Source organism: Roseibium sp. MB-4 (assembly GCF_053005265.1).
Genome location: NZ_JBRKQB010000001.1, coordinates 742243 through 764193, shown reverse-complemented (window position 1 = coordinate 764193; position 21951 = coordinate 742243). Strand labels below are relative to the sequence as shown.

The following is a 21951-nucleotide window of genomic DNA, read 5'->3' as shown; positions in this document are numbered from 1 at the left end:
ACGACAACAGCGGCCAGGGTGGAACCTGAGCCGCTGTTTGCCGTTGGGGATATTGGGTTTTGGAGGATATAGATCAGTTGGTCGATGGGTAGCGGGCCAAAATGGTCTGGTTGACGGTGTTCGGCTGTTTTTCGATCGTAACGTAGGAAACGGTGCGAACCTTGGAGGCGCCGGTCAGCTCTGCGGCACATTCAGCGCTCCATGCGCCCCATGTCTGGCTTTCACAGTTGGCGGCCTTTGCCGGGATGACAGCGCGGTCGGTCTTGGTGGCCATCATGCCTTGCGGTGCTGTCTGACCAGCTTCTTGTGCCTGTGAAGCGTTGCTCGCGTTCATGCTGATGATGCCTGCGATCAAGACAGTCAGCAGGGCCAGGATGAAGATCGAGGCCAGTTTGAAATTTGCAATCGGGTCCATGGCTTTGGTTTTCGCTGTAAAGGGACGGGCAACCTGGTGATGACCGGTTGTTTTGTAAAAACTGCTGCTCCTCATCGTCTTGGCTCCTGCTCACGCCGTTTGTTGATGAGGCCACCTTGGCCCATGTCCGGCAAGAAACCTGTGACCGCCATCACACAATGTCGCATGGCGGAAATTGTCTTTCACGGGCTCGGATGCCTTGTGATGCGGCGAGCGCCAGAGTAAGGATGAGCCCATGACACGTATCGCGCTTTACCCGGGCTCTTTCGACCCGGTAACAAACGGCCATATGGACATCTTGAGACAGTCGCTTGCACTGGCGGACAAGGTCGTCGTGGCCATCGGCATTCATCCGGGAAAGAAACCGCTGTTTTCGTTCGAAGAACGGGTTGAGCTAATCCACACATCAGCGGTAGCCGAACTCTCCGAGGCTGAAGTGAGCCGGATCGAGGTAATCGCGTTCTCCGATCTCGTGATCAACACAGCACGCACCCAAAAAGCCGATTATCTGGTGCGCGGGCTGCGCGATGGGACCGATCTTGATTACGAGATGCAAATGGCTGGAATGAACGGAACATTGGAGCCGGACATAAAAACCGTGTTCCTTCCGGCGTCTCCGGCAGTGCGGCACATTACGGCCACTTTGGTGCGCCAAATCGCGCAAATGGGCGGGGAAATCTCCGCTTTTGTTCCTGAGCCGGTTGCAGACCCCTTGCGCCGGCGTGCAAGACCGGACTGATACCGTTCTGAGCTAATCCCAACTCACCCCATGTTAACGACGTGAACTGCGGGAGTATCCAATGTCACGAATTCTCACAGCCCTGGCTGTTTTGGCTTCCCTGATCTTCATGCCGGCTATGGCCGCTGCACAGCAAGATCTGGAAAACACGCTTTATCTGGATCTGAAAGATGGCCGTGTGGTCATCGAGCTGCGCCCGGACCTCGCTCCAAACCATGTCGCGCGCATCAAGGAACTGACGCGCGACGGGTTTTATGACGGCATCGTCTTTCACCGTGTGATTGATGGGTTCATGGCGCAAACAGGCGATCCAACCGGAACCGGCCGCGGCGGATCTGACAAGCCGGACGTGAACGCTGAATTTTCGTCCGAGCCATTTCAGCGTGGAACGCTTGGCATGGCCCGGGCCCAGAATCCGAACAGCGCCAATTCCCAGTTTTTCATCATGTTCAATGATGGTGACTGGCTGAACGGTCAATACACCGTGTTTGGCAAGGTCGTCGAAGGTATGGACCTCGTCGACAACATCACAAAGGGTGAGCCACCTGCAAACCCGGATAAAATCATCAAGATGCAAGTTGCTGCGGACGCCGGCTAACCGGTGCTGCACCAACTGGCCCCTGAATACCCAAGGAGATAACTATGGCTGACATCAAAGACGCCGAAAACACATTGATCATGGACACCACCCAAGGCGAGGTCGTGATCGAAATGCGCCCGGACCTTGCGCCCAACCACGTTGCTCGCATCAAGGAATTGGTTCGTGAGGGTTTTTACGACGGAATCGTCTTTCACCGCGTAATCGAAGGATTCATGGCCCAGACCGGGTGCCCGAATGGAACAGGTACCGGCGGTTCCGGCACTAAGTTGAAGGCGGAATTCAACGCCGAACCGCATGTGCGCGGCGTTTGTTCGATGGCGCGTGCTCAGGATCCGAACTCCGGTGATAGTCAGTTCTTCATCTGCTTCGACGATGCCACCTTCCTTGACCGCCAATACACGGCTTGGGGCAAGGTGATCGAAGGCATGGAAAATGTTGACAAGATCAAACGCGGTGAGCCTGTCCAAAATCCGGACAAGATCAATTCAATGAAGGTTGCCGCAGACGCTTAAGTCTCGACTTCAGCTCTGACTTTTACAGCGCGGGTGGCAACATCCGCGCTGTGTTTGTTTTCACCTCCGGTTGACCTAATGCCAAACCGGCATTATCAGCCCCAACCGAACACCCCGAAAACCGGATCAGTTAGCCTTCACCATGCGTGTCGATCAGTTTGACTTTGAGCTTCCCAATGAACGAATTGCCTTGCGGCCTGCGCGGCCACGCGATGCCGCGCGCATGCTTGTTGTGCGTCCTGGTGAAACACCTGAACTGAGCGACAAGGGCGTGCGCGATCTTCCTGCTCTTTTGGAGCCGGGCGACGCGCTCGTGTTCAACGATACAAAGGTCATTCCGGCTCAGCTGGAGGGCAAACGGCGGCGCGGCGACATTGAAGCAGGGATCAGTGTCACTCTGCACCTGAGATCTGCGGCTGACCGGTGGAAGGCCTTTGTCCGCCCGGCCAAAAAACTCCAGGTCGATGATCTTGTTTTATTCGAAGGCAACGGCGCCCGGTTGACGGCGACGGTGACGGAAAAATCTGACGGCGGCGAGGTTCTGCTGGTGTTCGACTGTTCCGGACCGGAGCTGGATGTTGCCATTGCACAGGTCGGTCACATTCCGCTGCCACCTTATATCGCGCAAAAGCGCGGCGAAGACGAGCAGGATCGGCAAGACTATCAGACAATCTTTGCGGAAAAGGACGGCGCGGTCGCAGCACCGACTGCCGGCCTCCATTTTACTCCTGAGTTGCTCGCGGCCATCAAGGACCGCGGGATCGAGATGCACCGGGTGACGCTGCATGTCGGGGCAGGCACGTTCCTGCCGGTCAAAGCCGACGATACAGATGATCACAAGATGCATGCCGAATGGGGAGAAGTGTCGGAGGAAACCGCTGCAGCCCTTCAAGCCGTCAAGGCGCGGGGCAACAAGGTGGTCAGCATTGGAACCACGTCCTTGCGTATTCTTGAAAGCGCGGCCCAGGAAACCGGGACAATTGTGCCGTTTGCAGATGAGACGTCGATCTTCATCACGCCTGGTTATAATTTCAAGGCCATCGATGCGTTGATGACCAACTTCCATCTGCCGAGGTCGACACTCTTCATGCTGGTCTCGGCGCTTTCAGGCCTTGAGACCATGCGGGCTGCTTATCAGCATGCCATCGACACCGAATACAGATTTTACAGCTATGGCGATGCGTCTCTGCTGTTTCCAGACGCAAGCCAGGACGCATCCTCATGACCGACCCCAAGAAATTCGGCTTTAAACTGATCACTACTGACGGTATGGCCCGCCGCGGTGAAATCACGACACCGCATGGTGTTGTTCGGACGCCAGCCTTCATGCCGGTCGGGACACAGGCAACGGTGAAAACCATGTTCACCGATCATGTCCGTGAAACCGGTGCGGATGTGGTCCTTGGCAACACCTATCACTTGATGCTGCGCCCGACCGCCGAACGGGTCGATCGGCTCGGCGGTTTGCACAAATTCATGAACTGGCCGCATACGATCCTGACTGACAGTGGCGGATTTCAGGTGATGTCTTTGGCTCAACTGCGCAAGCTGGATGAGGATGGGGTCCGGTTCCAAAGCCATATCGACGGCAGCAAGCATCATCTGACACCGGAGCGGTCTGTCGAAATCCAGGGCTTGCTCGGCTCCGATATTCAAATGCAGCTTGATGAATGCATCAAGTTGCCGAGCCCGCGCGAAGAAGTTCAGCGGGCCATGGAATTGTCGCTGAGGTGGGCCGAACGCTCGCGGAGCCAATTTGAAAAGATGGGCGGCCCAGGCAAGGGGCAGGGGCTTTACGGAATTGTTCAGGGCGGCGATGTTCCCGATCTCCGCATCCGTTCAGCCGAAGAGCTCGGCAAATTGCCTATGGAAGGCTATTCCGTTGGTGGCCTTGCTGTCGGAGAGCCGCAAGAGGTGATGCTGAAAATGCTCGACATCACCACCCCTGTCATGCCGGTCGACAAGCCGCGTTACCTCATGGGCGTCGGCACACCAGACGATCTTTTGGAAAGCGTGAAACGCGGGATCGATCAGTTTGATTGTGTCATGCCAACCCGGGCCGGAAGACATGGATTGGCTTACACCCGGTTTGGCAAGGTCAACTTGAAGAACGCCCGCCACCAGGACGATCCACGCCCCTTGGACGAAGAGAGCGCATGTCCGGCGACAAGCACGTACAGCCGCGCCTACCTTCACCACCTGTTTCGCGCCGGAGAAGCGCTCTCAGGAATGCTGCTGACCTGGAACAACATCGCCTACTATCAAACGCTCATGCAGGGCATGCGGGACGCAATTGAAGAGAGCCGGTTCGAGGATTTCTACGCCAAGACCAAGGAAGACTGGGCGCGCGGCGACATCGCCGCGCTGTGATGTCCTTGAAACTTGCCCAGGTCTTCTAAGCTGCGAACCCGTCCGACTTTGTCAGATAGCATCCGGAGATCCGCCACGACCCATCTTCTTGCTCTTCAAAACTGTAGAGGGCGAGCCAATTCTGGCCTTTGGGGCCAGTAACGTAGACTTCCTGGGTCGGGCCGAACTTGGTCATTTTGGACTGCCCGAATGTCACGTCTTTCGGCCGGTAGACCGGCTGATACCCGCTTTTGACCATCTGCATAAAGAACTCAGGGGTCTGGAACCGCTGCTGCAGAGACCTTGTTGCAAAGGAGAATGCCGTTTTGGCATCGTCCGCAGCAAATGCGCTCATCTGGTTCTTGATGATGGACTGAAACACGCTGGTATCTGCCGCAAAGCTTGGTGAAACCGTGCCAATAACCAGGGCTGCGCCAAGGACGACGCCGGCCGCGTATTTCCGGAAATAAGAGGCTGCCATAGTCGGTGTCTCCTTTCTCGAACACTCCAACTATACGCCGGTAATTCCTTTTCAGTTCTTAAATAGCTAAGAATCCCCTGCGGAATGCGCCCGGTGGGGATAAGTCAGCTTCTTGCCGCCACTTCGGAAGGGTCGCTACGCCGTGAAACATAAAACCCGCCACGGTTCGTGACGGGTTTTGATCAGTCCACAGTTTCGAACAGTTACTCAGCTGCCGCCGGTTGGTCGATCATCTCACGCATGAACGGCAGGATTTCGCTGGCGAGTTTCGGATCATCAAGACCGAACGCAATGTTGGCGCTCAAGAACCCCGCCTTGGAGCCGCAGTCGAAACTCCGGCCTTCGAACTTGATCGACGAGAACGGCTGAGTTTCCATCAGCTTAAGCATGCTATCCGTCAGCTGGATCTCGCCGCCCGCACCGGTATCTTGTTTTGACAACAGCTCGAAGATCTGCGGCTGAAGAATATAGCGTCCCGTGATCATCAAATTGGACGGGGCGGTTCCAGGGGCCGGCTTTTCGACCATGTTGGAAATGTGCGCTGCGTTTTCGTTTATCTTTTCAGCGAGCTCCACAATGCCGTAGTTCTGGGTCTGATCTTCCGGCACTTCCTCTACCGCAATGACGTTGCCGCCGGTTCCGTCATAAAGGTCGACCATCTGTTTCAGGCAGCTGACTTTCGACTTGATAATCACGTCCGGCAAAAGAATGGCAAATGGTTCGTCGCCGATGATGTCGCGTGCGCACCAGATGGCATGGCCAAGCCCTAGCGGGGCTTGCTGGCGCGTAAAGCTGGTTGATCCGGGTGTCGGGCGATGTTTTTCAAGAAGATCCAGAGCCGCTGTCTTGTTGCGTGCTTTCAAGGTGTCTTCAAGTTCATAGGCCACGTCGAAGTGGTCCTCAATCACCTGTTTGTTGCGGCCGGTAACGAAAACGATGTGTTCAATGCCGGCGGCCCGCGCTTCGTCCACCACGTACTGGATTATCGGCCGATCGACGATCGTCAGCATTTCCTTCGGCACAGCTTTTGTTGCCGGCAAAAAGCGGGTTCCGAGACCGGCAACGGGAAGGATGGCTTTGCGGATCGGTTTGGTCATGCCTGAAATTCCAACTCTTGCAAATTCCGCCACGCACGTGGCTCTTATCAACGTGTGCTCACATCCGACAGCGCGTTACCGCAACACGCTTCAGGACGTAACGTTTCTTTTGTATTGGCAATACCCCGGAGAGTATTAACACTGAATGTATCTCTTATCTGCGTGAAACGGATGTGGCGTAAACTACACGTCTGGAGCTGCCTGCTTTTTAAATCGATTAAAATGAATTACGTGTTCCGAGCCGCCTGATATTGCAGGTTCTGGAAAAGAAGGTTATTGAACACGCGAATTCACATCACCCTCATTTACTCGCTCAATTGAGCGGGCCGCTGTTACCCAGCAGACAAAGGATCCTTGATGACTGAAGCCAACCGCACTGTGAACGTGGGGAGCGTTTCCTTCAACAATTCCGCGCCCTTCAGCTTGATTGCCGGGCCATGCCAATTGGAAAGCCGCGAGCATGCGCTGGAATGCGCGGCAGCAGTGAAGGAAATTGCGGGCAGTCTTGGAATTCCGGTTGTCTACAAGAGTTCGTTCGACAAGGCGAACCGGACGTCCCTTTCAGCAACCCGCGGCATCGGCTTGAACGAAGCCTTGCCAATTTTTGCTGAGATCAAAGAGAAATTTGGTCTTCCGGTCCTGACTGACATTCATAACGCAGAGCAATGTGCTCCAGTCGCAGACGTGGTCGACGTCCTCCAGATCCCGGCCTTTTTATGCCGGCAGACAGACCTTCTGGTCGCAGCTGCTGAAACCGGTGCTGTGATCAACGTGAAGAAGGGGCAGTTCCTTGCCCCTTGGGACATGAAAAACGTCCTCCGGAAAATAACGGATTCCGGCAATCCGAATGTTCTCCTGACCGAGCGTGGCGCGAGCTTTGGCTACAACACGCTGGTAAGCGATATGCGCGCGTTGCCGATCATGGCGCAAACCGGAGCACCGGTGGTCTTTGATGCAACCCACTCCGTCCAACAGCCAGGCGGTCTTGGCGGATCTTCCGGCGGTGACCGTGAAATGGTTGCTGTGCTGGCGCGCGCAGCCGTTGCTGTCGGTGTTGGCGGGGTCTTTATTGAAACCCATCCAGATCCTGAGAACACGACGTCATCAGATGGCCCGAACATGATCGCGCTGCGGAACCTTGGAGCTCTTCTGGCTGAGCTGAAAGCCATTGATGCTGTTGTAAAGAAATCCGCCGGTTCGCCGGCTTGATCGATTGGGCCGCGAGTTTGCGGCCCGTTTTGCTTGGGGGAGGCGGTGTTTGAAATCGCTGCCCCGGACTTATCGCGGCGGTTCTTCCAAATGCTGGGAACCGATGAGCGCAAACGAGGAGTAATTCATGACCGCCATTATCGACATCACCGGCCGTCAGATTTTTGACAGCCGTGGCAACCCGACCGTGGAAGTCGACGTCTTTCTTGAAGACGGATCTTTCGGCCGCGCAGCTGTACCGTCCGGCGCATCCACCGGCGCTCACGAAGCTGTCGAGCTGCGGGACGGCGGCGACCGCTACATGGGCAAGGGTGTCCAGAACGCCGTTGATGCCGTGAATGGCGAAATTTTTGAAACGATCGGTGGCCTGGAAGCCGAAGACCAGCTCCAAATCGACCGCGCAATGATCGATCTGGATGGAACCCCGAACAAGGCACGCCTTGGTGCAAACGCAATCCTCGGTGTTTCACTTGCTGTCTCGCGCGCTGCAGCGCAGGCAACCGGTTTGCCGCTCTACCGCTATGTCGGTGGAACTTCGGCCCGCACCCTGCCTGTTCCGATGATGAACATCATCAACGGCGGTGAACACGCCGACAACCCGATCGATTTCCAGGAATTCATGATCATGCCGGTTGGCGCGGAAAGCCTCAGCGAAGCTGTCCGCATGGGTTCAGAAGTCTTCCATACACTGAAAAAAGCTTTGTCTGCCGCCGGTTACAACACGAATGTCGGCGATGAAGGCGGCTTTGCCCCGAACCTTGCATCAACCGATGACGCCATCGGGTTCGTCATGAAGGCGATCGAGAGCGCGGGCTACAAGCCGGGTGAAGACATGTTCCTGGCACTCGATGCGGCGTCGACCGAGTTTTTCAAGGACGGAAAATACGTTCTGGAAGGCGAGGGCAAGACCCTGAATCCTGAGGAAATGGCGAAGTATCTGGAAGACTTGGTCAACCGCTACCCGATTATTTCCATCGAAGATGGTCTTGCGGAAGATGACTGGGATGGCTGGAAGGCTGCGACCGATCTTTTCGGCAGCAAATGTCAGCTGGTTGGTGATGATCTCTTCGTGACCAACTCAGCGCGTCTGCGTCAGGGTATTGAGAAGGGCGTAGCCAACTCCATCCTGGTGAAAGTCAACCAGATTGGAACATTGTCTGAAACACTCGATGCTGTTGAGACGGCACACAAGGCGTCTTACACAGCCGTGATGTCGCACCGTTCTGGCGAGACCGAAGATGCAACAATTGCAGATCTTGCGGTCGCAACCAATTGCGGTCAGATCAAAACCGGTTCCTTGGCGCGCTCTGACCGGCTTGCCAAGTACAATCAATTGATCCGCATCGAGGAAGAACTCGGTCCGCAAGCTTTCTACGCCGGCCGGTCCATTCTCAAAGGCTGATCGTTGTATTCACGCTATTCGATACCCCGCAAAATTCTGCGGGGTATTTTTTTACCATTCGGATAACGGTGTTTTGTTGTTCCATTTGGCAAATTACCGGACTAATGGTTAATGCATTAACCACGAGTACAGCGTCAATATTTACAATATATTGAAGTTGTTCTTATACATATGCAGCGTTCAACTCTGGATGATTGGCTGCGTTATGAATGCGATTTCCCAAACCCAAGATGTCATTGCCAATTGGCAAGATCAACACAGTGCGCTGTTTGACCGTCAGAACATCAAGCTTAAGCATCGGCTCGCGGAAACTGGATTGTTTTCCGAGGAAGCTCTTGGAAAGCTGATCGACAAGCTTGAGCCGCATCAATACACCTTGAACACGATGGGCCACGACAAGAATGTCAAGGAGTGGCGCCATGGGGAAATCGGCAGCACCAGCGGGACCGAAGTGATCAATTGCATTCGCAACGGCCGTTTGTGGATGAACGTATTCCGGATCATGGACATCGATCCGCAATATGATCGCGTCCTCAACCAGATTTTTTCAGAGTTCGAGGCCCGTGTTCCGCACTTGAAGACCACAATGCGCAACATGTCCCTTTTGGTGTCCTCACCCAAAATCCAAGTTTATTACCATGCTGATGTGCAGGGGCAGAGCCTCTGGCAACTGCAGGGAAAAAAACGGGTCTACGTATACCCGGTCAATCAGGCGTTCTTGACCGACGAGTCGCTTGAAAAGATCTTGATGCAGGAAACGGAAGAGGAAGTTCCGTATCAGCCGTGGTTTGACGAGTATGCCGAGGTGCACGACCTGGAGGCCGGGGAGATGATGCATTGGCCGCTCTATGGCCCGCACCGGGTCGAGAACCACGATTGCCTGAACATCTCCGTTACGACGGAACATTGGACGCGCGACATCCGCCACGAATTTGCTGTTCGCTATGGCAATGGTGTCTTGCGCCGGACACTGGGTCTTGAAAATTTGTCGACGGCACCCCGAGGCTTCCACGTTTATCCTAAGGCCGCTGCCGCGCTGGCTTGGAAACGCTTGAAGATGGAAAAGAAACGGCAGGTCCGGCGGATCGTCGACTTCCGTCTTGACCCAACGACTGAACTCGGATTCGTCGATATCGCGCCTTACGAAAAGTAAGCCAAACCAATCATGACGCGGTTTCTGCTTCCACGTCGGTGCGTGTCGCATCGGCGTGCATGATGCCGGCTGCAATTGTTTCGGCTTTTTCGGCGCCAGCCAGCACAAAACGTCCGTCGATGATAAAGCACGGAACACCGGTCACGCCTGATTCCTGGGCTTTGCCTATCTGAGTAATGATTTTGTCGAGGTCGGTCTCGGTCTCGAGCAGTTGCTCGACGAGATCCGATTGCATTCCCGCTTCTTCTGAAATGCGGACCAGAAGTTCGGACTTTGTCAGGTCCTCGCCATTGACAAAATAAGCCTTAAACAGCCGCTCCACCACATCATCCTGAACATCATCGGCTCGGGACCACAGAATGAGTCGATGACAATCCAGCGTGTTCGGTGACAGCTTGATGGCGTCAAAGTCGAACGGGATACCTTCTTCCGTACCGGCCGTTTTGATTTGGGAATAGAAGGCATTCGCCCGTTCCATTCCTCCAAACTTGTCGCTCAGATACTGTTTCCGGTCCTTACCGGTTTTGGGAAGCGTTGCATCGAGCTGAAACGGGTGCCAGCGAACTTCGACGGGAATGTTAGGCACTTGTTTGAGCGCAGCCTCCAGCCGGCGTTTGCCAATATAGCACCAAGGGCACATCACATCTGAGACGATATCAATGGTGATTGCTGGGGTGCTACTCATTCGGGAGACCTTGGGTTTGTTGCAGTTTTTGTATTCTCACCGCCAGACTAGCAGGATGAGTGCGCCGGGGAAATGCCCCGACGTCCGATCTACACTTTGTGAACCGGGTTCAGGGCGCCATCACCGTGTGAGCGAGAATGGAGTTTATCCGTTTTTGAAGGCGCAAAGTACCGGCTTCATTCTTCAAGACAGCCACAGGGCCAAGACCGCGGACCAGGCAAACCAGGTCTTCATCCCGGCTTGTGGCATCCGCAACAGACAGCAAAGTACCGTTCAGTTCCGCAAGATCCTCTGCGGTTGAAGCAGGAATATTAAAGTTTTCCGGAGACAGGCGCATTTCCCAAAGATCGAGCCCGCGGGCTGCCATCGCGTTGGCTGTCGTCTCCAGATAATGCTCATACCGATCTTGAGCGAGGCCACCGACGGTAATTTGTTGCTGAAGCCACATATGACTTTCTGAGAGAACGCGGTCGGCGAGACGGCGCCGTTTGCCAAGGCGAATGGCTGACGCCAGCCTCCGGTTGAGTGTTTCGGGGCTGTTTCTTCCAAGAAGGACGTCGGAGGCTCCATTCCGGAACAAGGTAACGACATCTTCTGGATCTTCACACACAGCCAAGACCGGTAAGCTCGCAAAGCGGGCGTCCCGCCTGATTTGCTGCATGTAGTCGATGGTGTCTTCGGACGTGCTGTCGATGACAACCGCGTCAAACGCCCGCTGCGCCATGAATTCGGTGGCCATGCCCCCGTCAAACGCTCCGACGACTTCCACATTGTGGCTGCTTGCGGCCTGCCATTCCAGAAAACGTCCGCTCACCCCGACAACCATCAGGCCGCTGCCGCCGGTGTAGTGTGGTGCCGCACCAAACCCGGGGATCCTACCGAAGATGCGCCGGCGGATCCGAGCTTCTTCCGAACGAAGTAGAGCCCGTTGATGAATGCAAATCAGCATCACCAGGATGTCATCTGGAACTGACCGTTCCAGGATCGCCATTGGTCGAAGCCCGTCGACCGGCTCATCTTCGCTTCCAGTCAGAATGTAAAGCGGAACATCGCAAGGCAGAGTTCGAATCTCTTCTGCCAGCCAAAGAAAAAATGGGCGCCTTTTTTCGGTAGGGATGTCTTGAATGTCGATGATTACCGCCGCCGGCAGCTGCTGTGGTGGAGACAGTGAGCGGTCAAACAGCCCCATCAGAGAGACATCTTGATCGTTCTCAGCATGGGAAGACGCTGGACGGAGAGGGCACCGTCCCACATACCAATAAGGTCCGCGCCAAGAGAGCGAGGTTTCTACGTCCATCCCGTTTCCCACCATCGACCTGCCTTCATCAGGCCCCTCTTATATTACGCGACAGCCGCAGGCAGCCTTTGTGTGCGTAGTGTCAATCGGTCCCGGCACACCGTACCGTCGTCGTTTCGCGGCAACGATTGCAATATCAACACTCTGTGTGGGATTTTGGCAAGGTCAACTCCCTCAGCGTCAAGATAGGCGAAAAAAGCACCGGCATCGGGCACGTGGCCGGGTTCTGGAACAAGGGCCGCGTACATGCGCGCACCGAGGACCGGGTCTTCGACAATGAACGCGGCCGCTTCCCGTATCCCGGGATAAGACGAATAGATAACGTCAATCGTCTCCAGGTTACCGGTGCCCAAGGCATAAAGACCCGGCACGCCGAAACCATTCAGCCCTTCATCGGTGACAGAGACCTTGATATTTGTATTCAGATATCCGTTGCCTTCCCACCGCAGGCGGCGCTGATTGCCGTTTAGTGTCCGCCACCCGATATCGGGCACCATTGGACCACGCACCAGCAAGGTCGGCATTTGGCCTTCAAATGTCTCAGAGACGGCGATTTCGACTAGGGCTGGCCCGCTTTCACACCCCTCTGGCCCCTGATGCTTTCCCAGGGGTATGGGCCTTGATTTCGCACTCGGGCCCCGCGCGTGGGCCGTCAGGGCAAATTCGTCGGCGATATTGAGATCAACCATACGCCTGCGCGGTACGAACGTTGTTGGCTGCGGCGAAGAGATGTTCCAGGCAGCCAGGAGGGTGGTGTTCACATCGCCAAGCTTACGGTCCAGTGTCTGCGCAAGTGGCCCCGGTGCGAGAACAACATCCGCTTTGACGGCTTTGGCGTGGTCGGCAAGATTAGCAAGCGACGTCGGGTGATGAAGATGAAGCGTTCCTGCCGTCATCAGCCAGGGCACAAGCCCGCCGCCAAGACCTGTCAGCCCGCTGAGGGAATAGGGGAGGACAATATTGCCCGCTTCCTTGATATGCGCTTCGTTGATGACCAAAGTGCCGCAGGACGTCCAATGATTGTGGCACCGGCTGACCGGCATGTTTTCTTCGCCGCTCCGGCTCCAGCAGATTGTCGCAGCATGATCCGCGGGATCCGGGCGCGGTTCGCTCCGCTCGAACTGCAGCTCATCTCCCATTTCGGCAAGCATTGGTCCAAGTTCGATCAAGCCGTCGGGAATGTCCTTTCCAAGACCGAATACAAAACGCAGCGAAAACAGTTCCGCCGCCACATCCCGCGCGGCTGTGCCAACATCCCGGGTTTCGATCCGGTCTGCCGCAATCAGGCCCTTTGCACCGATCGAATTAAGCGCATCCAGAACGTTCTTCTGCCGCCAATGCAGGGGAAGCGGGGAAACGATCAAATCGGCACGCAAGGCGGCCAAGATTGCAATGACGGTGTCTACGGTGTTGGGCGATTGGACACCAACCACATGATCTTGCGTGAGCCCGACTGCACCATAAAATGCGGCAAGCTTGTCGATCTCGCGATTCGCTTCAGCGTAGGTCAGTCGGCGTGGCGCGCCGCCTGTCCAGGTTGCGCGATCCGGCGCATCGACGATGGCGACACGGTCGGGGTGGGTTTCGGCGGTTTGGCGGAAAATTTCATCAAGTGGCAAATCGGACCAGGCTCCGCTTTCATGATGTTCCTGCACCAGGCTTTCAGGCGTTACTTTCATTTTTCAAGTCGTCCGTAGGTCCGATCAGTTGAGTGAGGTTGACCACCACGTGTCCAGTTCATCCCCATAAAGAGAATGGTGGCTTGGCGGCGAAACGCGTTTCCAGTGTGCGGCCCAATAATCCGGCAAGTGATAGAGCGGTACCGAGTAGGCCCCTGAGATCAAAACCCGGTCAAAGGCACGCACCGCGTCGACAAAGTGTTCCCTGGACCGGGCACCGACGATTTCGTCGATCAGGGCGTCGATCGCCGGTTCGCTGGCCCCTACGAAGTTGAAGGATCCCTCAGTTTCAGCAGCTTGCGATGACCAACGCCCGTACTGTTCCGCGCCCGGAGACAGCGAAGACGTCCAAGTGTTGAACACCATGTCGAAATCGCGCCGTGTGCGCCTGTCTTCGAACTGGGACGGATCTACACTGCGAACCGTTGCCTCTATTCCAAGCAATTCCATGGTCCGGATATAGGCTAGGGCCAGTTTTTCCTCGTCCTCGTTCTTGGAGAGGATTTCGAAGCTGAGCGGTTCGCCTGTTTCCTGATGGATCAGCTTGCGGTCTTGAAGCGCGTATCCGGCTTTCTTGAATTCATTCAGGGCCGCACGGAGAACTTTCCGGTCCCTGCCTGAGCCATCCGCGTCTGCCGGCCGCCACGTGCCCGCCAGAACGTCCGGGTCAACAGCATCGGGGAAGGGGGCAAGCAGCTCGCGTTCTCGTGCGCTCGCAGGCCGGCCGATCGATGACAGTTCGGAATTGTCCCAATAACCCGCTGTCCGCCTGTAGAGCCCATAGTAGAGATTGTCGTTCACCCACTTGAAGTCGAACAGCATCCTGAGTGCTTTTCGGGTCATCCGGTCGGAAAATTGGTCTCGCCGGGTGTTGAACGCCATGCCTTGCGTGGGCGCTGGAACACCACGCGGGATCTCCAGCTTTAAGACATCGCCATCCTTGGCGGCAGGAAAGTCAAAGCCCGTGGCCCAGCGAACGGGATCACCGAATTTCAGAAAGTCGATGAGGCCTTTTTTGAATGATTCCTGGAGCGTGGTCTCATCGCGATAGTATTCGACACGGATCTCATCGAAATTGTCGAAACCCTTTTTGACCGGTAGGTCGTTCGCCCAGTAGTCCGGATTTTTCTCGTAAACCACCAGCCGGCCTGGTTCGATGGTCTTGAATGTGTAGGGGCCGGAGGCAACAAGCGGTGTGAGGGTCGAGCGGTCGAACGTCTCGGCATCTGTGTGTTTTTTGGAAAAGATCGGGGCAAGGGCAACCAGCAGGGGCAGTTCCCGGTTGTCGCCGTTTTCAAAGACCAGTTTCAGCCGGTTGGGTGCAGTGACACTCTTTTCCTTTATCTGCGCATACCAATTACGGAACGGCGGACGTCCCTTTTCTTCAATGATTTCGAGGGAAAAGATCACGTCTTCAACTGTAACCGGCGAACCATCTGAGAATTTGGCGTCCGGATTGAGCTCAAACTCGATCCATTCGCGGCTATCTGGCATTCGAACGCGCTGTGCGAGCAGCCCGTAAAGGGAAAACGGCTCTGCATAAGACCGAACCAGCAGGCTTTCAAAGATGTTGTTGCCGAACTGACGTTCCCGCATACCCCGGGCAGACGTCCAGCCGCCTTGAACGATGAAAGAATTCAGGCTGTTGAAAGTCCCTTGAACACCCAAAGTGATGGAACCGCCTTTAGGTGCATTAGGATTTGCGTATGGAAAAGGCGTATCAGGTGGCAGGGCCGGTTCGCCATGCATCGCAATGCCATGAGACCATTTGACCGAGTCGTCGGCCGAATATGCAGCGGGAACTAAAAGTGTCGAAAGCACAGCGGCCATGCCGAGAGAAACGGCAAACAGCAACGCCTGTGCGGTTTTCGCACAGCTGCTTTTTTCTGAATGTCGCGGCCAGTTGAACATGACAAATACGGAAAACCGGTTGATTCTCATTTCAAAAGCGTACCACAAGGAAATAAAGGCAGCGCGCCGAACAAGCAGGAAACTATTGGATATTCAGAATTGTTTCGCAGATCGGAAAGTGCGTTGCATATCGGTCACCCTCTTGCCCAAATTGGATGTCTTACCATGGAAAACCGACATGAAAGCGCGGCCGGGTCTTGCGGTTGTATGCGGAATGTCACAGAACAGCGCAAAGATTTGCACATCCACGATTGAGGACGTTTCGATGAAGAGTGTTTTGAAAAGAGGATTGATCGCTGGCGCCGCCGCCGCGCTCGTGACCCTGTCTTCTTTCGCAAGTGCTCCCGCAATTGCCCAGGAAGAAGAGAGCCCTTGGACAAAGGCGTGTAACAAGAACGAGCAGACCAATAACAAAGAAGTCTGCTTTATTTCTATAGAGTTGCGGACGAATACCGGTCAGTTCCTGAGCAACGTCGCCATCCAGGAAGTTGAAGGCGAAGCTCGGAAGAAGCTCCTGGTGGCCGTACCGACCGGGGTTTTGATTCAGCCAGGCGTTCGCATCCAGATCGATGACAGTAAGCCGGTTCAGGGCAAGTACAGCATTTGTGCGCCGAATGCGTGTTATGCCGAGTTGGCAATCGACAACAACTTCGTCAATGCGATGAAGCAGGGCGGTGGCATGCGGGTTATTCCGTTCAACCAGCAGGGCAAGGAAATCGCTTTCGACGTCACGCTGATTGGTTTCACCAAGGTTTATGACGGCGCGCCGATGGACATTGCTGAGCTGCAAAAGCGCCAGGAAGAACTGCAGAACGAGTTGCAGAAACGGGCTGACGAAGCACGTCAGAAGCTGATCGACGCACAAAACGCGGCCAACCAGTAAGATCTTTTCTTATTGATAAAATCCGATCAGGCCGGAGCGAAAATGCTCCGGCCTTTTTGTTTGTGTCGGCAAAACAGGGACGTGGCCAACAAAAAAGCCGGACCTGGTGACCCGGCTTTCAATCTTCGGAGCTGCTAGTCATGAAGATCTTCAGTGCATCTCGACAGACCGCGGCAGATAAGAGCCATCTGACTGTTCTTCGAAGATCTCAGCAACCTGAGGATGGCGCACCGGTTCCCCTGTCATGTCGGGAACAAGGTTTTGTTCGCTGACATAAGCGACGTACTCGGTTTCATCGTTTTCGGCGAGCAGATGATAAAACGGCTGGTCGCGTTTCGGGCGAACGTCTTCTGGAATGGCATCCCACCATTCTTCGGTATTGCTGAAGGTCGGGTCAACATCAAAGATTACCCCGCGAAAGGGGTACACCCGGTGCCGAACCACCTGACCTATTTTGAATTTCGCCGTACGCATGATTACTCAATCGCCAACTGCTTGCATGTGCAGGAAGTAGCTTTCCTATTGTGCACATGCAAGGGGTCTAAGTGTCAATATTAGCTCGGCAAACTTGCCGAAATCTAAAGACCGTACACTTCAGCAAGGTCTGCATCCTTGGATGCGACAACTTTAGCCAGGTCAACAATTACCTTGGCCTGCTTCCAGGTCGCGTCATCTTGCATCTTTCCATCGATCATGACCGCGCCCGTTCCGTCCGGCATGGCCTCCAGGATCTTTTTTGCAAAGGCCACTTCGCCGGAATCTGGCGAGAAGACCCGTTTGGCGATATCGATTTGTGTGGGGTGCAGTGACCAGGCACCGAGACAACCCATCAGGAACGCATTGCGGAACTGGCTCTCGCACGCATCGGTATCGGAAAAATCGCCGAACGGCCCATAAAACGGCTTCAATCCATACGATAGGCAGGCATCCACCATCTTTGCCACCGTGTAATGCCAAAGATCTTGCTGGTAAGCCGTTCGTGCCGCACCTTCGGTTGGGTCTGCAAGAACTGCATAATCTGGATGTCCGCCGCCAACCCGGGTGGTTTTCATGCCACGCGAGGCTGCAAGATCAGCCGGCCCCAGGCTCATGCCGTGCATCCGCGGACTTGCAGCGGCAATCGCCTCAACATTCTTCACCCCTTCGGCGGTTTCAAGGATCGCGTGAATGAGGATCGGTTTTTGAATGCCCGCCTTCGCTTCAAGCTGCGCAAGAAGCTGGTCGAGATAGTGAATGTCCCAAGGACCCTCGACTTTCGGCAGCATGATGACATCGAGTTTCTCACCAACTGCCGGAACGATTTCCATCAAATCATCCAAAAACCAGGGGCTGTTTAGGCAGTTGACCCTTGTCCAAAGCCCCGTTTGGCCGAAGTCGTTATCTTGGGCCATCTGGATGAAGCCACGGCGTGCGTCCGTTTTGGCATCGGCGGGAATTGCGTCCTCGAGATTGCCGAGGACCACGTCTACCTTGGCAATGAGATCCGGCACCTTGGCGCGCATTTTCTCAATATGCGGCGGAACGAAATGGATCATCCGCTCCAGGGTAACGGGCAGTTCACGGAAGGGATCCGGCGCGCCAATCGCAAGGGGTTTGTAAAATGCGCTCGGGGTTTTGGTCAAAATGCTGTCCTCCACAATTGTGGCCCTAGCATATCTTCCAAATGTTGCACTGCAACTGCTCCGAAAGGCGGAAGGGCGTCGTCTGCTTACGCAGCGTCCTTCGCCGGAGCTGCGCTTCCAGCTGCAGCCCATTTCTTATGGATCCACATCCATTGCTCAGGATGCTCGCGAATCCATTCTTCAAAAATCTCATGAATACGGACAGTCGCCGCTTCAATGTCCGCCTGCCGGTCATCTGTGACGGGCACGGAGATTGCACGCCCTTCTATGCGGAAGTTCACGCCGTTCTTTCGGATCACCCGTCCAAGGACAATCGGCACACCGCAGGATCGGGCCAGAGAGGCGGGAATTGGGTTTGCATAAGCCATCTGACCGAAAAACGGGACCTGAATTCCCCGGGTCTCGCGAAGATCGCCCATGATAGCGACAATCCCGCCGGCTTTAAGGGTCGACAAGATCTTCCGCGCTGTCTGGTGGCCTTTCGACAACAAGCCACCCTTGTAAAGATCCTTCCGCAACGAGCGGAGCGCCTTGTCGGCCTCTGGGTTTTTCAAAGCCTGATAGACGCCGGTAATCTCAAGGCCGCCCATCACCGCGGGCTGAACGCACATTTCCCAATTGCCACTGTGAAACGACACGAACAGTGCGGCCTGTTCCCCGCGGAGAACCGCCTGCGTGATCTCGTCGGCATCGGCCTCGAACCGATGGTCTTGATGCAGGAGCCCGTCGATATGGAAGGTCTCGGCAGCGACCCGGCCGAGATTGTCCCACATCCCCAGAACGATTTTTTCCCGCTCCTTCAGCGGCATGTCCGGATAAGCGTTTTCCAGATGCGTCAGCGCCCGTTTGTGGCGCGCATTCAAAGGAGCAATCCAGCGCCAGCAACGTCCCATCAGCCAGGACGCAAAATCCACCGGGAACAACCGGAAAAGGCCAATCGCTGCGGAAAGCAGAAGGCTTTCAAGGTGGTTTCGAAACGTCATAGAAGCTGAACTGGTCACTGATGGCGGACAGTCCCGGTCCACACGGCCTGAATTGGTCTCACCGTTCCGGCAAAAGCACACGGGACAAGCGGCATACGGAACGTTATGGCCTTGCGGTTCACCTCAAGACCTGTTTGGAATGCGATCCGGCGCGCCGTCTTGCATGTTGGGGTCCTTATCGAAGGCAGCACAATTATGCAAGCGCTCAGCCGCGTATCACCGCAACCGGCCTGCCAAACGCAGTATTTCGAACTCATTATGCAGAACGTCATCTCGCTATCTCTACCGTTTTTCGGGCTGATTTTCCTGGGCTACGCGGCCGGCAAGATCAAACAGATCCCCGAAGCCGGTTTGAGCTGGATGAACTTCTTTGTCGTCTACCTAGCTCTGCCCGCATTGTTTTTCCGGCTGTTGTCCGGAACCCCTTTTGAGGAATTGGCGAATTTCGCGTTCATCGCGGCCACGACCTTCACCACGTACATCGTGTTCGCGGTGGCCTTCTGCATCGGGGTGGTGGCTACACGGGGGAGCATCGCCGAATCGACGATTCTGGGCATTGCAGGCGCGTATTCCAACGTCGGCTACATGGGGCCGGGGCTGACACTCGCGGTCCTTGGAGAAGAGGCAACAGTGCCGACGGCTCTCATCCTGTCGTTCGATAATGCCCTGATGTTCATTCTGGCGCCAATGATGATGGCAGTCGCGGGCGCCGAAGATCAAAGCATCGCAGATACCGTCAAAAGCATTCTTTGGCGGATCTTCAGCCATCCTTTTATTCTGGCGACCATCGCAGGGGTGTTGGCCGCTGCCTTTGAGTTGCAGCAGCCTCAGGCGTTTTCGACACTCCTGACCTACCTCAGCAACGCCGCAGCGCCGTGTGCGCTCTTTGCCATGGGAGTCAGCATAGCCATCCGCCCAATTGGCCGGATCCCGATCGAACTGCCGATTGTTCTGGCGGTTAAACTGATCGTGCATCCATTGCTGATCTTCATGTTGTTGATGTGGCTTGGCAATATCGACCCGGTTTGGATCGCGACGGCCGTGCTGATGGCATGTTTGCCACCGGCGACAAACGTGTTCGTCATCGCCCAGCATTACGGGACTTACGTGCAGCGGGCCTCGAGCTTTGTCCTGATAGGCACGCTTGTTTCAATTGTCACTGTGACCACCTTCATTTGGGCCATAACCACAGGCGCACTCCCGACCGGGTTCGCGGAAGTCATGCGGGGAGGGTGATGTGTCAGGCAATGCCACACTGTCACTGATTGAACAGGAATCACCTGAGATCCGCGATGGGTTGCTTGAGCTCCGCCTCCTGATCCTCGAGACGGCCGCTGAGACTGACGGCATCGGCAAAGTTGTCGAAACGCTCAAATGGGGCCAACCGAGCTATCTGACGGTAAAACCCAAATCAGGTACGACAATCCGTATCGCGAGTGATGGTTCCGAGTTGGGCGACATTGCGCTTTATGTTTCCTGCAACACCAGTCTTGTATCGGAATGGCGGGGTCTTTTCCCAAACCTCATCTTCGGCGGAGACCGGAGCCTGCACCTGTCTCTTGTTAAACCCATGCCTCTGCCGGAGTTGCGGCAGATGATCCGGATGGCCTTGACCTACCACAGCAGAAAGAAGTCTGCGCTGAAGCACCTCCAATGAGGCAAGAATTATGGGCGCAGCTGAAACCCGGTTCCCGGCGCCATCCCTTCGCGCATGAGCAAACGCCGGAAAGGGCCAATCTTGCCGGCCAGATACATGCCCGCGCTTCGGGCTGCTTGAACCGGCAGGAAATCCGTCAAAAGGGACCGGTTCAGCATATCGACCGCATTGGTCCGAGACCGGATATCGACCATCCGCTTGTGCTCAAAAGTTCTCAGAGCTTCCGGGCTGCCGATGTCCAGTCCTTTTGCCTGAGCCGCAGCCACAGCCGATATCAAATCGGAGATATCCCGCATGGATAGGTTCAGGCCCTGCGCGCCAACTGGTGGGAAAACGTGCGCTGTTTCCCCGACCAGAGCCAAACGATCTGAAATCACCGACTGGGCGGTCATGCCAGACAGCGGGAAGGTTTGCGGTTCGGAAATCACCGTGAACTTGCCGAGAATGGAGCGTGCCCGGTCTTCCAACTCCCGAGCGAGCAGCGTCTTGTCCATGGTTTTCAACCGCCCAGCGGTTTCTGCCGTCTCGACACAGACCAAAGAGGACTGCCGGCCAGGCAGCGGAACAAGTGTGAACGGTCCGGTTGGTGTGTGGAATTCGGTCGAGATACCGCGGTGCGGCAGCGTGTGCTCGAGATTGAGAACAAGGGCGGTCTGTGGGTAGGACCAGCGCTTGACTTCTATCCCGGCCGAGGTTCGAAGGAGTGAGTTACGGCCATCGGCTGCAACAGCGAGATCTGCAGAAACGGTTGTCCCGGTTTTTGTGGTGATAATGGTTTTATCTTCGGAAAAAGCAGCGTTTTCAGCGAGGTCATCGACGCAAGTGAGGTTGTCCTCAGCGGAACAGGCGGCGGCCAGTACCTTGTTCAGTTCGGCGTTGATGATGTTGTAGCCAAACTCTTCAACGCCAAGTTCCGCGCTTTCAAAAAGGGTTTCGGGGGAGCGGATCAGCCGTTTGGACCCATCGATCATGCGCATCGTTTTCAAGGGCTCTGCCGTTGGCAGAATGTCGTCCCAGACGCCGAGGTCTTGGAGTAAATCGATCGATTTTTGCCAGAGTGCTGTCGTCCGAGCATCTAGTGGCGCGTCAGAAGGGGCGATCAAAGCTGTTTTGGTGCCGGTCTTTGCCAGGGCCAGCGCCGTGATCCGCCCAGACGGTCCACCACCGACAACAACTGCATCACACGTGATTTCTTTATTCGCCCGGGCCATTATCGTTTCCGCACTTAAACACTCGTTGCAACTTGCCTTACGATGTTGGGCTATACCTCAGAAAG

Annotated in this window: 22 protein-coding genes; 11 read left to right on the top strand and 11 right to left on the bottom strand. The window is 55.5% G+C overall.

The window, feature by feature from the left end; all coding sequences use genetic code 11:
* Positions 1 to 73 precede the first annotated feature (73 nt).
* The gene (locus ACVDG4_RS03705) at positions 74 to 490 is read right to left on the bottom strand and encodes a phosphopantetheine adenylyltransferase (RefSeq protein ID WP_447234059.1); all 417 of its coding nucleotides are present in this window, start codon (positions 488 to 490) and stop codon (positions 74 to 76) included.
* Positions 491 to 650: 160 nt separating this feature from the next.
* On the opposite strand from ACVDG4_RS03705, the gene coaD reads away from it, so the two are divergent.
* From coaD to tgt, 5 genes are all read left to right on the top strand, one after another.
* Positions 651 to 1154 carry a pantetheine-phosphate adenylyltransferase gene (coaD, locus tag ACVDG4_RS03700; protein WP_447234058.1) on the top strand — a complete coding sequence of 168 codons (504 nt, stop codon included), beginning with the start codon at positions 651 to 653 and terminating at the stop codon, positions 1152 to 1154.
* Positions 1155 to 1215: 61 nt separating this feature from the next.
* Positions 1216 to 1752, top strand: coding sequence for a peptidylprolyl isomerase (locus tag ACVDG4_RS03695; RefSeq protein ID WP_209181067.1), 537 nt, complete (start codon positions 1216 to 1218; stop codon positions 1750 to 1752).
* A 53-nt stretch (positions 1753 to 1805) separates the two neighbouring features.
* Complete coding sequence (locus ACVDG4_RS03690; protein WP_085955881.1) at positions 1806 to 2267, top strand: peptidylprolyl isomerase; 462 nt, start codon at positions 1806 to 1808, stop codon at positions 2265 to 2267.
* A gap of 142 nt (positions 2268 to 2409) precedes the next feature.
* On the top strand, positions 2410 to 3492 hold the full coding sequence (queA, locus tag ACVDG4_RS03685) for a tRNA preQ1(34) S-adenosylmethionine ribosyltransferase-isomerase QueA (protein WP_447234057.1): 1083 nt from the start codon (positions 2410 to 2412) through the stop codon (positions 3490 to 3492).
* Positions 3489 to 4637, top strand: coding sequence for a tRNA guanosine(34) transglycosylase Tgt (gene tgt, locus ACVDG4_RS03680; RefSeq protein ID WP_447234056.1), 1149 nt, complete (start codon positions 3489 to 3491; stop codon positions 4635 to 4637). Before queA ends, tgt begins: the two co-directional genes overlap by 4 nt.
* Before the next feature lie 25 nt (positions 4638 to 4662).
* Here tgt and ACVDG4_RS03675 read toward each other — a convergent pair whose 3' ends face one another.
* Together ACVDG4_RS03675 and galU are read right to left on the bottom strand one after the other, a co-directional pair.
* On the bottom strand, positions 4663 to 5097 hold the full coding sequence (locus ACVDG4_RS03675) for a DUF4864 domain-containing protein (RefSeq protein ID WP_447234055.1): 435 nt from the start codon (positions 5095 to 5097) through the stop codon (positions 4663 to 4665).
* 203 nt (positions 5098 to 5300) lie between these two features.
* Positions 5301 to 6194, bottom strand: a complete 894-nt coding sequence (gene galU, locus ACVDG4_RS03670) for a UTP--glucose-1-phosphate uridylyltransferase GalU (RefSeq protein WP_209175719.1) — start codon at positions 6192 to 6194, stop codon at positions 5301 to 5303.
* Positions 6195 to 6551: 357 nt separating this feature from the next.
* On the opposite strand from galU, the gene kdsA reads away from it, so the two are divergent.
* The 3 genes from kdsA (at position 6552) to ACVDG4_RS03655 (ending at position 9958) form a co-directional block, all read left to right on the top strand.
* Positions 6552 to 7403, top strand: coding sequence for a 3-deoxy-8-phosphooctulonate synthase (kdsA, locus tag ACVDG4_RS03665; RefSeq protein WP_447234054.1), 852 nt, complete (start codon positions 6552 to 6554; stop codon positions 7401 to 7403).
* Between the two features lie 127 nt (positions 7404 to 7530).
* The gene (gene eno / locus ACVDG4_RS03660) at positions 7531 to 8805 is read left to right on the top strand and encodes a phosphopyruvate hydratase (RefSeq protein ID WP_306147172.1); all 1275 of its coding nucleotides are present in this window, start codon (positions 7531 to 7533) and stop codon (positions 8803 to 8805) included.
* A gap of 205 nt (positions 8806 to 9010) precedes the next feature.
* The gene (locus tag ACVDG4_RS03655; protein ID WP_447234053.1) at positions 9011 to 9958 is read left to right on the top strand and encodes a hypothetical protein; all 948 of its coding nucleotides are present in this window, start codon (positions 9011 to 9013) and stop codon (positions 9956 to 9958) included.
* A 10-nt stretch (positions 9959 to 9968) separates the two neighbouring features.
* On the opposite strand, the gene ACVDG4_RS03650 is transcribed toward ACVDG4_RS03655, so the two are convergent.
* The 4 genes from ACVDG4_RS03650 to ACVDG4_RS03635 all read right to left on the bottom strand — a co-directional run bounded on the left by ACVDG4_RS03650 (position 9969) and on the right by ACVDG4_RS03635 (position 15560).
* A complete protein-coding gene (locus tag ACVDG4_RS03650) occupies positions 9969 to 10643 on the bottom strand; it encodes a DsbA family oxidoreductase (protein WP_447234052.1) in 675 nt (224 codons plus the stop codon).
* Positions 10644 to 10752: 109 nt separating this feature from the next.
* On the bottom strand, positions 10753 to 11940 hold the full coding sequence (locus ACVDG4_RS03645) for a PleD family two-component system response regulator (RefSeq protein ID WP_447234051.1): 1188 nt from the start codon (positions 11938 to 11940) through the stop codon (positions 10753 to 10755).
* Positions 11941 to 11984: 44 nt separating this feature from the next.
* The gene (locus ACVDG4_RS03640) at positions 11985 to 13619 is read right to left on the bottom strand and encodes an AMP-binding protein (RefSeq protein WP_447234050.1); all 1635 of its coding nucleotides are present in this window, start codon (positions 13617 to 13619) and stop codon (positions 11985 to 11987) included.
* Between the two features lie 24 nt (positions 13620 to 13643).
* Complete coding sequence (locus ACVDG4_RS03635; protein ID WP_447234049.1) at positions 13644 to 15560, bottom strand: extracellular solute-binding protein; 1917 nt, start codon at positions 15558 to 15560, stop codon at positions 13644 to 13646.
* Positions 15561 to 15708: 148 nt separating this feature from the next.
* Here ACVDG4_RS03635 and ACVDG4_RS03630 point away from each other — a divergent pair, with 148 nt between their 5' ends.
* Positions 15709 to 16413, top strand: coding sequence for an invasion associated locus B family protein (locus ACVDG4_RS03630; protein WP_133947469.1), 705 nt, complete (start codon positions 15709 to 15711; stop codon positions 16411 to 16413).
* A gap of 150 nt (positions 16414 to 16563) precedes the next feature.
* On the opposite strand, the gene hspQ is transcribed toward ACVDG4_RS03630, so the two are convergent.
* The 3 genes from hspQ to ACVDG4_RS03615 all read right to left on the bottom strand — a co-directional run bounded on the left by hspQ (position 16564) and on the right by ACVDG4_RS03615 (position 19036).
* Positions 16564 to 16887, bottom strand: a complete 324-nt coding sequence (gene hspQ, locus ACVDG4_RS03625) for a heat shock protein HspQ (protein ID WP_133947467.1) — start codon at positions 16885 to 16887, stop codon at positions 16564 to 16566.
* Between the two features lie 104 nt (positions 16888 to 16991).
* On the bottom strand, positions 16992 to 18035 hold the full coding sequence (locus tag ACVDG4_RS03620; protein ID WP_447234048.1) for an HpcH/HpaI aldolase/citrate lyase family protein: 1044 nt from the start codon (positions 18033 to 18035) through the stop codon (positions 16992 to 16994).
* An 86-nt stretch (positions 18036 to 18121) separates the two neighbouring features.
* Positions 18122 to 19036, bottom strand: a complete 915-nt coding sequence (locus ACVDG4_RS03615) for a lysophospholipid acyltransferase family protein (protein ID WP_447234047.1) — start codon at positions 19034 to 19036, stop codon at positions 18122 to 18124.
* Positions 19037 to 19276: 240 nt separating this feature from the next.
* On the opposite strand from ACVDG4_RS03615, the gene ACVDG4_RS03610 reads away from it, so the two are divergent.
* Together ACVDG4_RS03610 and ACVDG4_RS03605 are read left to right on the top strand one after the other, a co-directional pair.
* Positions 19277 to 20254, top strand: a complete 978-nt coding sequence (locus ACVDG4_RS03610) for an AEC family transporter (protein ID WP_133947461.1) — start codon at positions 19277 to 19279, stop codon at positions 20252 to 20254.
* A gap of 1 nt (position 20255) precedes the next feature.
* Positions 20256 to 20675 (top strand): DUF1801 domain-containing protein, encoded by a 420-nt coding sequence (locus tag ACVDG4_RS03605; RefSeq protein ID WP_447234046.1) that lies wholly within the window; start codon positions 20256 to 20258, stop codon positions 20673 to 20675.
* A gap of 8 nt (positions 20676 to 20683) precedes the next feature.
* On the opposite strand, the gene ACVDG4_RS03600 is transcribed toward ACVDG4_RS03605, so the two are convergent.
* On the bottom strand, positions 20684 to 21886 hold the full coding sequence (locus tag ACVDG4_RS03600; RefSeq protein ID WP_447234045.1) for a UbiH/UbiF family hydroxylase: 1203 nt from the start codon (positions 21884 to 21886) through the stop codon (positions 20684 to 20686).
* Positions 21887 to 21951 lie beyond the last annotated feature (65 nt).